Genomic DNA, 14,524 nt, shown 5'->3' on the forward strand with positions numbered 1-14,524 from the left:
GTCCTCCACATGGCCAAAAGCCATACATCAGGGAGGACCACTTCTCAGGGGGCAGACCAGGCCGCTAGGTAGCCATGAGCACAATGAGCTACGCCCCACGCTTGGCAAAACTCTATGCTAAGTTTTCGGTTAGCCAAGCCTTCCTCTACTATCTTAAGAGCATCGTTTCCTACGAAATGGAAATAATAACGCATATCATTGGCTTCAGAAGTTCCGGCATGAGCGATCATCATCATACCGGTTAGTTTATTGTTGTCGCCTTCTCTAAATGTACCGGCGAGAGCTTCCTCTTCGCTTTCAATGCGCGCTCCAAGCACAGTTCTTAAGTAGCCAATGTTCTCCTCAACCAACACCCAAAAATGATCTGTATCGCGCGGTGTTACGACAGCATCTTCGTGGTACATATCGAAACTCCAATCATATTTTAATTGTCGCCGCGAGATGGATGAGGAGCATGAGACCGGCTCTCATATGCCTTCTAGCTCGACGCTTTTTCGGCTCTCGGGTCGTCGCCGCCCGAGCACATGGGGTCCCGTTCGCGCACGAGATTCGTAGCGATTCACAACCTGTACGTACAGGTTCATACCCAAGCGAACGCTTCGACGGCTACGTGGCGCCGGCCGCTGAGGACACGGGGGCGCTTCTGCCGTCCTGCTTCGCGCCCTTCGCCACGACCACAAGAGCGTCGTCGGGGAGCGGCCGCTGCAAGGCCCTCGCTTCGACCCATGGCGCTCGCATCCAGACGCCGATTTCTGAGACGCCGCTTTAGCGCGCGCGGCTGAAGCGGCCCGCGTCGTCTCCCGACATTAGCTGAAGCTTCCGAACATTCGGCGGAATGAAGATGTGCTGGAACGCGATCGGCTGACTGCCCCGCGTGTAGGATCGGACCTCGAGCGCGAGGCCGTGGTAGCTCTCGCTTTCGAGCTTCAGTAGCTTCGCGATCTCAGGCGTGAATTGGGTCGCCTGCACGCGTTGGTCGACGAACAGCGTCGGGACGTCGAACCGCTCCTCGAGAACCGTGCGGATCATGACGCGGTGCAGCTCGCTCATCGGCATGTCGAGCACGCCCGCGAAACGGTCACCATCAATGTAGAATTCGCTAAGGCAGTCGAACTCCTCCGCCACGGTGATGCGTCGCCGGATGCGGATGAAACGCGACGCCTCGACCAGCATCGCCGACCATGGCCCGCGACGGGTGGTGACGCGGCGCTCGATCGCCTCGGCGTAGACCGGCGCAATCGCGCTGTCGTCGTCGCTGACGAAACGAAAGTGCAAGAGGCGTTCGGCCTGCGACGCGCCGCTCGGGACGAAAGTGCCGTGGCCGTGCCGACGGATCAGCGCGCCATCGCGCGCCAGCGCGCCAAGCGCCTTCTGAGCCGTGCCGAGACTGAGACCGCTCGCGCGGGCGAGCTCGGTCTCGGCGGGCAGCTTGTCGCCGGGCGTCCAGAGGCCGTCGGCGATCATGCCGAGGATGGCGGCCCTCAGGCGAAGATGGCGGGGCTCGTCCTGTTGGGCGGCGTCCTCTACGCGGCGACGCAGCTCCGCCATCGCCTCGCCGCGCGGGCGGCTGTCGGTCCGCTGATCGCCGATATCCGCGATGATGGCCAAGCGGGCGCGCTCTCTGGTCTCCGCTCCGGACGGTCTAGGACGAGCGCCGCGGCCGCTCAAGCGGCTCAACGCTCTCCCGAGGCCTTGATCATCGGCGTCCATTTGGCGATCTCGGCGGTAACGAAGTCGCGCAGCGCTTGCGGCGTGCGTTGCTCGGGCGGCGGCACTTCGTTGCCCAGCTCCTTCATGCGCTTCTGTATGCCCTCGTCTCTGAACGCGGCCTCGAGCGCCGCCACCAGCTCGTCGACGATCGGCTTCGGAGTGTTCTTTGGTAGGAAGAGCGCCGACCAGGCGAGCGTTTCGAACTCCGCCAGGCCAGCCTCCGGCGCAGACGGCACGTCGGGTAGCGCCTCGGCGCGCTTCGGCCCGGCGATGGCGAGTGCCCGCACCGCCCCGGTGCGGATGTGCGGCGCGCCGCTCACCACCTGATCGAACATCATCGGGATCTGGCCCGCGATCACGTCGGTCATCGCCTGGCTGAGGCCGCGATAGGGAATGTGCGTCAGCCCTGCGCCAGTAAGCTGGTTGAACGAGATGCCGGCCAAATGCCCAATCGAGCCCTTGCCTGCCGTCCCGTATCCAACCTTGCCGGGATTGGCTTTGGCGTAATCGACTAGTTCCTTGAGGCTTTTGACCGGCAGGTCCTTGTTGACCACCACCACCATCGGCGTCGTGCCGATCAGCATTACGGGCTGAAAGTCCTTGACCGGGTCATAGGGCAGATTGTCGTAGATGCCGACAGCGGCCGCGTGGCTTCCGAGATTGCCCATCACCATCGTGTAGCCGTCGGGATCGGAGCGCGCGACGCGGGCGCTGCCAATGCTGCCCCCGCCCCCACCGGGGTTCTCCACCACGACCTGCTGACCGAGCGTCTTCGACATGTGCGCGCTTAGCACGCGGGCCAGGACGTCGGTCGGGCCGCCGGCGGCGAACGGAACCACCATAGTCATGACCCGGCTCGGATAGGTGTCCGGCGCGGCGGCGGCCGGGACTGAGAGGCCCGCCAGCGCAAGCGCCGCAAAGGCTGCGCCCTGAAGCGCCGTTCGTCTTGAGGAACCGTTGGGCGACGTCATGGGCGCTTCCCCCTCGTCTTGTCGGCCGCTCTCCTGGCGGCGCAGGAATTATGCGCCGTGAAAGCTATATAGCTATGAAGCTTAAGTATAAGATTGCGGGTAGCTGCAGAGCATGTCTGAAGCCGCTATAGACAGGTGAAAGCTATATAGGACTCGGTTCGAACGCCAGTCCTCGCCGGAGGCAGACGCGATGAAGCTCGACGACGAGACCGAAGCGATGCTCGCGGGCGAGCACGGAGCCGTTCGGCGCTGGGCCGTTGAGCATCAGGTCATGGTTGGGCGCTTCTTCGACGCCGTCGATCTCGTGCCCGTCGGCCAGGCGCACATCATGGCCGACACCGAAGCCACGGGCCCCACGGGCGTCGATTTCATGGAGGAGCTCGCGCGCGCGCCGCACGCGGATCGGAAAGTGAAAATACCGACGATCACCGACCCACGCGGCGTCGACTTCAAGGCCTATGAGCGGCTGAAGCAAACGCAAAGCATGGTCGATCTTGAGGCGCGGCTCATCAAGGCGTTCGAGGCTCTCGGCGTCCTGATGACCAACACCTGCATCAACTACCAGACCATCCTGCCGCCTGTGCGCGGCGAGCATCTGGCTTTCGGCGACACCGGCGTGGTGATCTATTCGAACTCGGTGCTTGGAGCCCGCAGCAATTTTGAGGGCGGACCCTCGGCGCTCGCCGCCGCGCTCACCGGCCGCACCCCGCGCTACGGCTATCACCTCGACGAGAAGCGCGTCGGCACGTTGCATTTCGAGCTCAAGCATCAGCCGACGGATCTCAGCGACTGGGGCGCGCTCGGCGGCATCGTCGGGCGCAAGACCGACAGTTATTGGCGCGTGCCGGTGATCACCGGGCTCGAACGCGCGCCGAACTCCGACGAGCTGAAGCATTTTGGCGCGGCGGCCGCGAGCTTCGGCTCGGTGGCGCTGTTCCATATTCCCGGCGTCACGCCCGAGGCGCCCGATCTTCACGCCGCCTTCAACGGAGGCGCTGTCCCGGCGGCGGAACCCATCACCGCGGACGACTTCGACGCCTTCTACGAGGGTTATGCCGCCCGCGGCGACAAGGTCGACGTGGTGGTGTTCTCCGCGCCCCAGCTCTCGCTGCTCGAGATGGAGCAGGTCGCGACTCTCATGGACGGCCGCCGCGTTCATCCCGACACGACTCTGATGGCCGTGACCTCGCCCGAGATCAAGGCCGCGTCCGACCGTATGGGTCTCACACGGCGCATCGAGGCCGCAGGCGGCCTCGTGCTGGAAGGGGTGTGCTTCTACCAGAGCTACGCCCGCGAGATGGCGGAAGCGAACGGCTGGAGCCGGCTCGTTACCAACTCGGCGAAACTCGTCAACATCATCGGCGGCTACGGCTACAAGCCGACGCTCGCCACCATGGAGCGCTGCGTCGAAAGCGCGTGCGCCGGAAAGGTGTCGTGATGAGCAGAGTGCTGCGTTGCCATCCTGGCATCGGCCCAAAGGTCGAAGGAGAAGCGCTGGTCGCGAGCGACAATTTCAGCGCCCGCTATGATCTCGACCGGATCAAGGGCGTGTTCTCACGCCCCGCCCACAAGCTGTTTGGCGAGAGCTATCGCAACAAGATCCTGGTGCTCAACACCGCCAAGGGCGGCGTCGCCTCGGCCTGGATGCTGCGCGAAATGCTCCAGTCGGGCGTCACGCCGAAGGCGCTGGTGTTCAATACGGTCAACACGATCCTGGCCCAGGGCGCAGCGTTCGCGGGCCTTACCATGGTCGACCGCTTCGATTGCGCCGACGTCACCAAAGAGATCAGCAGCGGCGACTTGATTGAGGTCGATCCCTCGGAGGGATACGTCAGGATCTCACTGCGCTCTCGATGAACGACAGTTGCGCGCCAACAGCGGAAGTCGAAGGGCTTCCGGGAAGCGGACGTAGGTTCAGTCGGTCTCTTCAGGGAGCGGGCTGTCTGCTGAGCAACCTTTTTGCCAATATGTGACCGGCAGCACAGCCTTCCGGTCCATCTTCCCGTCTTCGATCAAGTAGCGCCGGATCGCTTGAACGCCGGCCGTGGCGTGGATGCGGACGCCGCTCGGGGGCATGTGCAACCCGCGTACGGCATCGACGAGCAGGCTATGAGTTCCTATGCCTCTAGATGTGGAAAGAAGTGCGTTGGGGGATTCGCGACCCGCATCACACCACGGTCTGGCCGCCTGCGATGGTGAGCAGCGCGCCCGAGGTGTAGCTGGCCTCGTCGGAGGCAAGCATGACGTAGGCCGACGCGAGTTCGGCCGGCTGGCCGGGGCGACCGAACGGCGTCTTCGATCCGAATGTTTCGACTGCATCGGGCGGCATGCCCGCCGGGATGAACGGGGTCCAGATCGGACCGGGCAGGACCGCGTTCACCCGGATGCCCTTTTCGGCAAGCAGTTGCGCAAGGCCGACTGTCAAATTCGCGATGGCCCCCTTGGTGGTGGCGTAGGGCAGGAGCTGCGGAGACGGATCCTTCGAGTTCACCGAAGCGGTGTTGATGATCGAGCCGCCTGGCTTGATATGGCGCGTCGCCAGTTGGGTCAGGTGGAACGTCGCGTGGACGTTGGTGTCGAATGTCTTGGTCCACTCCTCGAGCGAGACCTCGTCGAGCGACTTGAATGGCTTCTGGTAGGCCGCATTGTTGACCAGGATGTCGAGGCCGCCGAATTCAGCGATGGCGCGCTCCACAATCTGCTCGCGGAAGCTCGCGTCGCTGATGTCGCCGGGCGCCATCACGGCCTTTCGGCCGGCCTCCTCGATAAGGCGGCGGCAAGTCGCGCCATCCTCGCCCTCGCTCGGCAGGTGCACGACCAAAAGGTCGGCGCCCTCCCGGGCGAATGCGATCGCCACCGCGAGCCCGATCCCGCTGTCGCCACCCGTAATGATCGCCTTCTTGCCCGCCAGCTTCCCCGAGCCCTTGTAGCTCTCCTCGCCATGGTCGGGCCGAGGATCCATCTTCTCGGTCAGCCCCGGGAAGGACTGCGGCTGCTTGGGAAACGGCGGCTTCGGGAAGTGCTTCATCGAATGCTCCTGTGTCTTGGAGCAAACGGTCAGCGCCCGGAATTCGTTCGGACGCCGACCAGCGAAGAGCCCATCGCCGCGGTCACGCGACCGCGGCGATGGGCCCAGGCCGAGTTTAACCGATGAACTCGATCAGGTCGCGGTTCAGCCGTTCGGGATCGGTCGCGAACAGGCCGTGAGGCTCGCCATCGTACTCGATGTAGTTCGAACCCTGGATGCCCGCGGCCGCCGCCTTGCCGCTCGGCTTGATCGGGACGGTTGCGTCCGACGCGCCATGGATGATCAGGGTCGGCTTGGTGAACGACTTCAGGTCCGGCCGGAAGTCGGTCCGCCCGAACGCATCGACGCAATCGAGCGTCGCCTTCGGGCTCGCCATCAGGCCGAGCGTAAAGGTCCAGTCGAGGAGCGCGGAGCTGACCGGACGGGAAATCACTCCGACGCCGTAAAATTGCTTGGCGAAGGTCTGGAGGAAGGCGAAGCGGTCCTTACGGATCTCGCTTTTCATGTCCTCGAAGACGCTTGCGTCGACGCCATCGGGGTTGCTGTCGTCCTTCAACAGGTACGGCACGACCGAAGCCACCAGCACGGTCTTGGCGACACGGTCGGAGCCATGGCGGGTGAGGTAGCGGGCGATCTCGCCCCCGCCCATCGAGAAGCCGACGAGGTTCGCCTCGCGGATGTCGAGCTTGTCCAGCACCGCCGCCAGGTCGTCGGCGAATGTGTCGTAGTCGTATCCGGTCGCGGGGTGTGCGGACTGGCCGAAGCCGCGGCGGTCATAGGTGATGACCCGGTAGCCCGCTTCGAGCAGCGCCAGCGTCTGGTACTCGAACATGTCGCCCGTCAGCGGCCAGCCATGGATCAGGACGACAGGCTTGCCCTCTCCGGCGTCCTTGACGTGCAGATGCGCTCCGTCGCGGCTCTCAATGTGCATGCGTTCTCCCTGGTGCGATCAGTTATGAGGGGTCATGCCCCCGCGTACTGAAGCAACGCCAACGCGCGCCGAACGGTTCTCCGTCACCGCTCCTCGGGATCGAAACCTTGCCAGCGCCGTTGGTCAGGGCATTCGCATCCTGCGCCCGGAGAAGGCGCACTGCATCCGCATGGAAGGAGACAGCCATGAGCCTTCAAGGCAAGAAGATCGCGATCCTGATCGCGCCGAGCGGCACGGAGGAACCCGAGTTCTCCAAGCCCAAGGAGGCCGTCGAACAGGCCGGCGGCGAAGTGACCGTCATCAGCATCGAGAAGGGCGAGGCCAAATCGGTGAACAACGACTTGGACCCGGGCGGCAGCTACGCCGTCGACAAGACCTTCTCCGAGGTCTCCGCAGACGAGTTCGACGGCCTCGTCATTCCAGGGGGCTGCGTTGGGGCCGACAAGCTGCGGGCCGACGAAGACGCGATTGCGTTTATCCGAGCGTTTTTCGAGCAGTCCAAGCCCGTCGCCGCGATCTGCCACGCGCCTTGGACCCTGGTTGAGGCTGGCGTGCTTGAGGGGCGAACCATCACGTCCTTCCCGACGCTTAAGACGGACGTCGAGAATGCGGGCGGGACGTGGGTCGACGAGGAAGTCGTGGTCGACAAGGGCCTCGTGACGAGCCGGAACCCGGACGACCTTCCAGCCTTCTGCGCCAAGCTCGTCGAGGAGTTCGCCGAGGGCAAGCACCCCGAACAGGCCCGCAGTGCCTGAGTTCGGTCGCCATTCAGCGATGCGGCCGGCGCCCCGCTCGCGACGCGGGTCTTGCGTCACGTAGGGCTGAGCAACGCGCGGAAACGTAAGCATCGAGTTGCCGCATCCGCGTGGCGGTAGAGACCGATGGAAAGAACAAACACCGGAGACACACGATGCAGGACGGCAATAAACCCAATCCCGACGATGTCGAGATCGAACGTCAAGAATCCAGCGAGAGCATCAAGACGCCAGTCGATCCGGAAGCCCAGCTCGACGAGGTTGCCCGGACGCCGAACGAGAAGGCGGCCGGCGACCATGCGGGTAAGCAGGGGTCCCATGGCGGCGCACACGAGGCGTCTCCGGACGATCCCGACGAGGCGCAGTCGCCGACCTGACGGGGGTCGCCTCCGGACGAACCCGCGGCAGGCGTCGGGAGTTGGACCATCATGGCTCTCCCACGCAGGCTAATCGACCCGAAGACCATCTACCTCGAGCCGGAGGTGCGGAACTTTGCCCGCGGCCGCGAGGCGTTGGAGCGCTTCCCGGACGCGAGGCTGATCGAGGTCGCGAGCCACGCACGCATTCCAGAGTTGTTCGCCGACGAGGCGCTCGCCGCCGACTGGCTGCGGATGAAGCGCGACGTGCTGGTGCTGGGCGTGAAGAAGGGGCTTGCCCTGCGGCCCAACGGCCGCTCAGCGGACTTCATCGCGCCGTCCACGTCGAACGGCTGCGCGATGGCGTGCTCCTATTGCTACGTTCCGCGGCGCAAGGGCTACGCGAACCCCGTGACGATCTTCGTCAACGTCGAGGCGATCTCGGCCGCGATCGCGCGGCACGCCGCGAAGCTCGGTCCGAAGCCGTTGCCCAACAGCGTCGATCCCGTCGACTGGGTTTATGACCTCGGAGAGAACGGCGACCTTTCCGCGGACGCAACGATCACCGGTACGGTGCGCGACCTCGTCGCCGCCTTCCGCGACATCCCGAACGCCAAGGGCTCGTTTGCGACGAAGCTCGTGAACCGCGAGCTGCTGGACTACGACCCGCGAGGCCGGACGCGCATCCGCTTCTCGCTGATGCCGGAGGGGCCGTCCAAGGTCGTCGACGTGCGCACATCCCCGATCGAGGAGCGGATCGCGGCAATCAACGACTTCGTCGAGGCGGGCTACGAGGTCCACGTCAACTTCAGCCCGGTAATCGTGCACGAAGGCTGGGAGCCCGAGTGGCGCGGCCTGTTCGCCGCGATCGACGACACGCTGTCGGACCGGGCCAAGGCTCAGCTCAAGTGTGAGATCATCATGCTCACGCACAACGCGGGCCTGCATGAGATCAACCTCGCCTGGCACCCCAAGGGCGAGGACTTGCTGTGGCGACCGGATCTGCAGGAGACGAAGATCAGCCAGAACGGGATGGCCAACCTGCGCTACCGGACGCCGTGGAACAAGACGTGGCTGGAGCGACTGCTGCGGTGGCGCTCCGAGATGATCCCATACTGCGAGGTGCGCTACGCCTTCTAGGCGGTCAAGTGCCCTTGGCGTCATCGGACGATTGAGTGAGCCAGCAACGGCTCGCTCGGAAGAACGCTTCGCCAAGGTTTGCCGCGTGGCCGGACCTGCCGCCCGTAACATCGACCGCCAGACAGTCCTCGCGGAACTGATAGCGCCATCGGTCTGGCGAACCGTCGGAAAGGCGCTCCCGCCTGACTGTTCCGACCGCGGCGCCGTTGCAAGTCAGCGTGAAGCAGCCACTCTCGTTCAGGATTGGAGCGAGGTGAAGCGTCATTCTGCCGACCAAGCCTTGGACGGCCGCAGGAATCGAATCCCAGCATTGGACAAAGACGCGTAGACCACCGTGCGCTCCTCAGATCGAGACCGAACAACGCCGATACGCCGAAAGGATTCGTAGGCTGGTTTGCGCACCTCATCAACCGACGAACACAGCTCCACAGCCTCGCCGTCCTCAACCGCTCGTGAACCAAACCTCCGGTCCGGGAGTTTGGGCAGCACCCAGCGCCATCGCGCCGGGAGCTTTGCAAGGAGAACCACATGCGCACCCGGATCCGACTGATGGCTTCCACGCTCGTGACGGCGGCCGCCGTCGGGCTCGGCGTCCCCGCGGCTCTGGCGGACGACATGGCGGCGCAGAACGCCAAGGTCACCATCACTCAGGCGGTCGAGGCCGCGGAGGCGAAGGGCGGCAAGGCGACTGAGGTTGAGTACAGCGACGACAACGGCGGCCGCTGGGAGGTCAAGGTCGTGGCCGACGGCGGCAACAAGCTCACCGAGTACTACGTCGACCCGAACTCGGGCCAGGTGACCGGCCAGGAGGAGCAGACGTTCGAGAAGTACTTCACGATGCTGAAGCCGGAGAACTACGCCAAAGCGCAGACCCAGCTCAAGGGCGCGATCGCAGCCGCCGAAGCCTTCGCCAAGGGCAAGGCCGTCGACGCCGAGGTCGAGCGCGACAGCGACGCCGTGAAGTACGAGATCACCGTCGCCACTGCCGACGGCAACAAAGACGTAAACGTCGACGCGATGGGCAAGGCCAGCTCGGACTGATCGTCTGATAGCGCAACGGCGGCGCCGTGCTTGGCGGCCGCCGTTGCACCCTCTCAAAACCCTCTTCCACACTTTCCGGAGATCGAGCCGATGGCCAAGAAGCCTTCCCCGCGTCAGCACGCCACCCGCAACGAAACACCCTCAAACGCCAAGAAGGTCGCGATCGAGACGCTGAACGCGCGGCTTGCCGACGGCATCGACCTCGCGCTTGCGGTCAAGCAGGCGCACTGGAACCTGAAGGGCCCCCAGTTCATCGCCGTGCATCTGATGCTAGACGGCTTCCGCAAGGAGCTCGATGGCTTCAACGACGACATGGCGGAGCGCGTCGTCCAGCTCGGCGGCACGGCGCTCGGAACCACCCAGGTGGTCGCGCAGTCGTCGAAGCTCGCGGCCTACCCGACCGACGTCTATGCGGTCGCCGACCATCTCGCGGCCCTCATCGACCGCTACGCGACCTTCGCCAACGCCGTCCGCGAGAACATCGACGAGGTCGACGAGGCGGGCGAGCCGGACACCGCCGACCTGCTGACGGGCCTGTCGCGCGCGATCGACAAGCAGCTCTGGTTCATCGAGGCGCACGTGCAGGAACCGATGGGCCAGCCTCGCGACGGCGACGGCAAGGGCTCTCGCTGAGGCGCGTCCCCCGCTAGATCAGCCGACGCCCGTCGGGCCGTCGATCACCCGGCGCACCCGACGGGCCAGCTCCAGCCGCTTGTAAGGCTTGATGGGTTTCGAGGGAGTAGTGGCGAAGCGCCAGGACGCCTCGTATCGGTCGGGCGCGAGCGAGACGTGGCTCAAAGCGAAATGTACCGAGATCGGCATATTCGGCGTGTCCGCCTACCTGCCAGGCCAACGATCCCTTAAGATATCCTGAAGGAGGGAGCGCTCGTCTTGGTCGGCTCAGTAGGGGCAGGTCTGACTGAGAGGGCCGCAGCCGACATCAAGGCGAAGATCGCTAGTTAGGGCTTCGCGTTGGTCGAGGTAGAGTACCGAGGCAGAACGCCGTCGGGCCGCCTGCGGCATCCAGCTTTAAAGGGTATGGCGTCGGGCTGACGCTGCAAACCCACCGATGTCGACTTGGGTCGTCTGGCGCGCTGCGCGTCGATCCCCGCCCATGGACGCGCGCCGCACGCCTCCCGCCACCTCTGGCGAAGCATTTCTTTCGCGGCAAGAATTTCACCGGCAGAACCCGTGTTTGACATTGATTGACACCGACTCCTGCACGCCTCACGAAGGCTGATGTCCTGCCGCCAAACACGCAACGTTTCGCTGACCCCAGAGCTTGAGGGGTTCATCAATGACAGTCTCGCGTCAGGCGATTACGCCAGCGCGAGCGAAGTGGTTCGGGCAGGCCTGAGGTCGCTCCGGAGCGAAGGCCGTGTCGGTCGGCCAGCTTTGGCCGATTGGCCGAAAGCGGGGGGCGAATGCGGCGCGTTGATCCGCAGCCGCGACTGGAGCAGCACGCCGCTTGGTCCGATAAACCGCTGGTCTCTCGAACTGCGGGCGACGGTCGCCAACATCGTCAACTCGCCCGTCGCCAAGGTGCTGATGTGGGGCCCGTCCCACACCATGATCTACAACGACGCCTACATCGCGATTGTTGGGTCGAAACATCCAGAGGCGCTAGGCGGCGCTGTCGACAAGGTCTGGCCGGAAATCTGGGACTGGAACCGCACGATGCTTGAAGCGGGTTTCCGCGGAGAGCTGTCGTCCTTCCACGACCAGGCAATGACGCTCGCGAGAGACGACGAGGAGACGACGTTCTTTTTCGACCTCTTCTACACGCCGGTCTACGAAGCCGACGCCTCCATCGGCGGGGTAATGTGCACGGTCGTGGACAACACGCAGCGTCTTGCGACGGAGCGGCGTCTGGCGGAAAGCGAGGCCAATCTGCGCCGCGTCACCGACGCGTTGCCGATGCTGATCGCATATGTCGACCGCGGTCATGTCTATCGGTTCGCCAACCGCGCTTACGAGGCATGGCTCGGAGTGTCGCCTGAGGACATGGTGGGGCGGCACGTTCGCGAGATCGTGGGCGAAGCCTATTATGAGCTGCGGCGCGAGTGGATTGACCGGGCTCTTGCAGGGGAGGCGACGAGTTCCGAGGCAGACTTGCCTCATCGCGACGGCGCGCGCCACCGATCCGAAATCCGCTATGTGCCAGATATCAAGGCGGACGGCTCGGTTCCTGGCGTCTACATCCTCGTGGTCGATCTGGAAGAGCGAGCGCACCGTGAGGCGATGCTCCAGGCGAGCGACCGTCGCTTTCGAACCGCTATGGGCGCGGTCCACGGCGTTCTCTGGACCAACAGCGCCGACGGCCGGATGCTCGGCGAGCAACCTGGCTGGGCCGCCCTGACAGGGCAGTCGATCGAGGAATATCAAGGATATGGCTGGGCGGCTGCCGTCCATCCCGACGATCGGGGTCCCAGCGTCGCGAGCTGGAACGAGGCTGTCGCTGCGAAGAGCATGTATGTGTTCGAGCATCGCGTCCGGCGCCATGACGGAGCGTGGCGCACCTTCGCAATCCGGGGCCTGCCGATCCTCGACGAAGCCAATGAGATCACCGAATGGGTCGGCGTTCATACCGACATCACGCACCAGCGCGCGGCCGAGGACGCTCTACGTGATCACGCCGCAAACCTGACCCGAGAGGTTCGCCATCGCGAGCGCGCGGAGGGCCAGCTTCGGCAGCTCAACGAAACGCTCGAAGCCCGCGTCATTGCGGAAATCGAGGAGCGCCGTCAGGCGGAGGCGAAGCTTCTGCAAGCGCAGAAGATGGAGACTGTCGGCAAGCTGACCGGCGGTGTCGCGCACGATTTCAACAACCTGCTGCAGGTCGTGTCGGGCAATCTGCAACTTTTGGGAAAAGACATCGCCGGCAACGAGCGCGCGGAGCGCCGGGTTGCAAACGCCATGTCGGGTGTCGCCCGAGGCGCGAAGCTTGCCTCTCAACTGCTTGCTTTTGGACGACGCCAGGCTCTCGAGCCCAAAGTCATCAATCCCGGCCGCTTCGTGCGTGACATGGATGACATGCTGCGCCGCGCGATCGGCGAGGCGATCGAAATCGAAACCGTGTTCGCCGGCGGGCTTTGGAACACCTTCGCCGACCCGGTTCAGATCGAGAACGCCGTCCTCAACATGGCGATCAACGCGCGCGACGCGATGGACGGGCGGGGCAAGCTGACGATCGAGCTCGCCAACGCCCACCTCGACGACGCATATGCGCGGACCCACGACGAGGTCGCCGCTGGCCAGTACGTCATGCTCGCCGTGACCGACACGGGCTGCGGCATGCCCGCAGACGTCGTCGACAAGGTTTTCGAGCCGTTTTACTCGACCAAAGCCGAAGGCAAAGGATCGGGTCTTGGGCTGTCGATGGTCTACGGCTTCGTCAAACAGTCCGGCGGCCACGTGAAGATCTATTCCGAGGTCGGGCACGGCACGACAATCAAGATCTACCTGCCTCGCGCCATGGAGGCGGAAGACGTCGAGGTCGTGGTCGACGCTGGCCCGATTACCGGCGGCGCTGAAACCGTGCTGGTGGTCGAAGATGACGCCGAGGTTCGGGAGACTGCCGTTTCGATGCTGACTGACCTTGGCTACCGCGTACTCAAGGCGGTCGATGCTCAAAGCGCCCTGATCGTGATCGAAAGCGGCATTCCGATCGACATTCTGTTCACCGATGTCGTCATGCCCGGCGCCCTGAAGAGCCCCGAGCTGGCAAGGAAGGCCCGCGAGCGGCTGCCCGGAATCGCAGTGCTGTTCACCTCTGGCTACACCGAAAACTCGATCGTGCATGGCGGCAAATTGGACGTCGGCGTCGAGTTGCTGTCGAAGCCGTATACCCGCGAGGCCCTGGCCCGAAAGTTCAGACATGTATTAGCCAACCAGCGCCATCGGGGATCGGTGAAGCCTGCGTCCGCGGAGGCTCCTAAGGCGGCCGCGCCAGTGTCGCCGGCCGCGCGTCAAGGCACGATCCTACTGGTCGAGGATGATGCGTTGATCCGAATGAGCAGCGCCGAAATCCTGCAGAGCGCAGGGTATGTCGTCGTGGAAGCCGGGAGTGCCGAGGAGGCGCATCTCGCGCTCCAGACAGCGCCGATCGACGTGCTCGTGACCGATCTCAACCTCCCCGGCGCATCGGGCGAGCATCTTGCGGAGTGCGCCCGCGAGATGAAGCCGGCGGTACGGATCGTCTATGCCACAGGCGACGCCACCGCTGTAAAGCTCGACGGTGAGATCGCTCTACTGGCTAAGCCTTATGATGCGACGCAGCTCCTTGATGCGGTTGTCACGACCGAGCCTGATGCTCTGTTGACACAAGAGGATCACGATGTTGGCGCCAAGTCGACCGTAAACGATTGAGAGAAGCGAACAGCGAAATCGGCGAAAGTGGAGCCTGAAGGCCCCTCCGCTGCGGATGGAGAAGGATCAACAGGCCTCATTGCCTCGCCGACTTAATCGTTGTTTCCAGCCGCGCGCGCCGGAATCTGATCTTGCCGAACTGCCGACAAGCGGACCGATCGCGCGTCGGCTAATGGGATGGACCGGCTGCTTCCCTCGGCGGGTTAGCCTTCAAGGCTGTTGCC

The 14,524-nt window shown here is 64.3% G+C and carries 14 protein-coding genes; 8 read left to right on the forward strand and 6 right to left on the reverse strand.

The window, feature by feature from the left end:
- Positions 1–44: 44 nt before the first annotated feature.
- The 3 genes from ACFOWB_RS26395 to ACFOWB_RS26405 all read right to left on the reverse strand — a co-directional run bounded on the left by ACFOWB_RS26395 (position 45) and on the right by ACFOWB_RS26405 (position 2,552).
- A complete protein-coding gene (locus tag ACFOWB_RS26395) occupies positions 45–404 on the reverse strand; it encodes a hypothetical protein (protein ID WP_261401882.1) in 360 nt (119 codons plus the stop codon).
- 361 nt (positions 405–765) lie between these two features.
- Positions 766–1,608 carry a GntR family transcriptional regulator gene (locus ACFOWB_RS26400; RefSeq protein ID WP_261401881.1) on the reverse strand — a complete coding sequence of 281 codons (843 nt, stop codon included), beginning with the start codon at positions 1,606–1,608 and terminating at the stop codon, positions 766–768.
- A 65-nt stretch (positions 1,609–1,673) separates the two neighbouring features.
- Complete coding sequence (locus tag ACFOWB_RS26405) at positions 1,674–2,552, reverse strand: Bug family tripartite tricarboxylate transporter substrate binding protein (RefSeq protein WP_378150343.1); 879 nt, start codon at positions 2,550–2,552, stop codon at positions 1,674–1,676.
- Positions 2,553–2,871: 319 nt separating this feature from the next.
- Between ACFOWB_RS26405 and ACFOWB_RS26410 the strand changes: the two genes are divergently transcribed.
- Together ACFOWB_RS26410 and ACFOWB_RS26415 are read left to right on the forward strand one after the other, a co-directional pair.
- A complete protein-coding gene (locus ACFOWB_RS26410) occupies positions 2,872–4,119 on the forward strand; it encodes an aconitase X catalytic domain-containing protein (RefSeq protein ID WP_261401879.1) in 1,248 nt (415 codons plus the stop codon).
- Positions 4,119–4,538, forward strand: a complete 420-nt coding sequence (locus tag ACFOWB_RS26415; protein ID WP_261401878.1) for an aconitase X swivel domain-containing protein — start codon at positions 4,119–4,121, stop codon at positions 4,536–4,538. The genes ACFOWB_RS26410 and ACFOWB_RS26415 overlap by 1 nt, the downstream gene beginning before the upstream one ends.
- Before the next feature lie 310 nt (positions 4,539–4,848).
- Here the strand turns inward: ACFOWB_RS26415 and ACFOWB_RS26420 are convergent, their stop codons facing one another.
- Together ACFOWB_RS26420 and ACFOWB_RS26425 are read right to left on the reverse strand one after the other, a co-directional pair.
- A complete protein-coding gene (locus ACFOWB_RS26420; RefSeq protein ID WP_261401877.1) occupies positions 4,849–5,709 on the reverse strand; it encodes an SDR family oxidoreductase in 861 nt (286 codons plus the stop codon).
- A gap of 115 nt (positions 5,710–5,824) precedes the next feature.
- A complete protein-coding gene (locus ACFOWB_RS26425) occupies positions 5,825–6,640 on the reverse strand; it encodes an alpha/beta fold hydrolase (RefSeq protein ID WP_261401876.1) in 816 nt (271 codons plus the stop codon).
- Between the two features lie 185 nt (positions 6,641–6,825).
- On the opposite strand from ACFOWB_RS26425, the gene ACFOWB_RS26430 reads away from it, so the two are divergent.
- From ACFOWB_RS26430 to dps, 5 genes are all read left to right on the forward strand, one after another.
- Positions 6,826–7,395 carry a type 1 glutamine amidotransferase domain-containing protein gene (locus ACFOWB_RS26430; RefSeq protein ID WP_378150346.1) on the forward strand — a complete coding sequence of 190 codons (570 nt, stop codon included), beginning with the start codon at positions 6,826–6,828 and terminating at the stop codon, positions 7,393–7,395.
- Between the two features lie 155 nt (positions 7,396–7,550).
- Positions 7,551–7,772, forward strand: a complete 222-nt coding sequence (locus ACFOWB_RS26435) for a hypothetical protein (protein WP_378150348.1) — start codon at positions 7,551–7,553, stop codon at positions 7,770–7,772.
- 51 nt (positions 7,773–7,823) lie between these two features.
- On the forward strand, positions 7,824–8,891 hold the full coding sequence (locus ACFOWB_RS26440; RefSeq protein ID WP_261401873.1) for a spore photoproduct lyase family protein: 1,068 nt from the start codon (positions 7,824–7,826) through the stop codon (positions 8,889–8,891).
- Positions 8,892–9,419: 528 nt separating this feature from the next.
- A complete protein-coding gene (locus ACFOWB_RS26445) occupies positions 9,420–9,932 on the forward strand; it encodes a PepSY domain-containing protein (RefSeq protein WP_261401872.1) in 513 nt (170 codons plus the stop codon).
- A gap of 90 nt (positions 9,933–10,022) precedes the next feature.
- Positions 10,023–10,565: a DNA starvation/stationary phase protection protein Dps gene (dps, locus tag ACFOWB_RS26450; protein WP_261401871.1), complete on the forward strand. Its 543-nt coding sequence runs from the start codon at positions 10,023–10,025 to the stop codon at positions 10,563–10,565.
- A gap of 18 nt (positions 10,566–10,583) precedes the next feature.
- On the opposite strand, the gene ACFOWB_RS26455 is transcribed toward dps, so the two are convergent.
- A complete protein-coding gene (locus tag ACFOWB_RS26455) occupies positions 10,584–10,754 on the reverse strand; it encodes a hypothetical protein (protein ID WP_261401870.1) in 171 nt (56 codons plus the stop codon).
- Between the two features lie 417 nt (positions 10,755–11,171).
- Here ACFOWB_RS26455 and ACFOWB_RS26460 point away from each other — a divergent pair, with 417 nt between their 5' ends.
- Positions 11,172–14,300, forward strand: coding sequence for a type II toxin-antitoxin system ParD family antitoxin (locus tag ACFOWB_RS26460; RefSeq protein WP_261401869.1), 3,129 nt, complete (start codon positions 11,172–11,174; stop codon positions 14,298–14,300).
- The last annotated feature ends 224 nt before the right edge of the window (positions 14,301–14,524 follow it).

Origin of the sequence: Chenggangzhangella methanolivorans (genome assembly GCF_042648545.1) — a bacterium.
GTDB lineage: Bacteria > Pseudomonadota > Alphaproteobacteria > Rhizobiales > Methylopilaceae > Methylopila > Methylopila methanolivorans.

What these genes read in the sequence shown, in the direction of transcription:
- ACFOWB_RS26395 (WP_261401882.1), bottom strand. Translation starts at nt 404, where the DNA reads ATGTACCACGAAGATGCTGTCGTAACACCGCGCGATACAGATCATTTT.
- ACFOWB_RS26405 (WP_378150343.1), bottom strand. Translation starts at nt 2,552, where the DNA reads ATGGTGGTTCCGTTCGCCGCCGGCGGCCCGACCGACGTCCTGGCCCGC.
- ACFOWB_RS26410 (WP_261401879.1), top strand. Translation starts at nt 2,872, where the DNA reads ATGAAGCTCGACGACGAGACCGAAGCGATGCTCGCGGGCGAGCACGGA.
- ACFOWB_RS26415 (WP_261401878.1), top strand. Translation starts at nt 4,119, where the DNA reads ATGAGCAGAGTGCTGCGTTGCCATCCTGGCATCGGCCCAAAGGTCGAA.
- ACFOWB_RS26420 (WP_261401877.1), bottom strand. Translation starts at nt 5,709, where the DNA reads ATGAAGCACTTCCCGAAGCCGCCGTTTCCCAAGCAGCCGCAGTCCTTC.
- ACFOWB_RS26425 (WP_261401876.1), bottom strand. Translation starts at nt 6,640, where the DNA reads ATGCACATTGAGAGCCGCGACGGAGCGCATCTGCACGTCAAGGACGCC.
- ACFOWB_RS26430 (WP_378150346.1), top strand. Translation starts at nt 6,826, where the DNA reads ATGAGCCTTCAAGGCAAGAAGATCGCGATCCTGATCGCGCCGAGCGGC.
- ACFOWB_RS26435 (WP_378150348.1), top strand. Translation starts at nt 7,551, where the DNA reads ATGCAGGACGGCAATAAACCCAATCCCGACGATGTCGAGATCGAACGT.
- ACFOWB_RS26440 (WP_261401873.1), top strand. Translation starts at nt 7,824, where the DNA reads ATGGCTCTCCCACGCAGGCTAATCGACCCGAAGACCATCTACCTCGAG.
- ACFOWB_RS26445 (WP_261401872.1), top strand. Translation starts at nt 9,420, where the DNA reads ATGCGCACCCGGATCCGACTGATGGCTTCCACGCTCGTGACGGCGGCC.
- dps (WP_261401871.1), top strand. Translation starts at nt 10,023, where the DNA reads ATGGCCAAGAAGCCTTCCCCGCGTCAGCACGCCACCCGCAACGAAACA.
- ACFOWB_RS26455 (WP_261401870.1), bottom strand. Translation starts at nt 10,754, where the DNA reads ATGCCGATCTCGGTACATTTCGCTTTGAGCCACGTCTCGCTCGCGCCC.
- ACFOWB_RS26460 (WP_261401869.1), top strand. Translation starts at nt 11,172, where the DNA reads ATGTCCTGCCGCCAAACACGCAACGTTTCGCTGACCCCAGAGCTTGAG.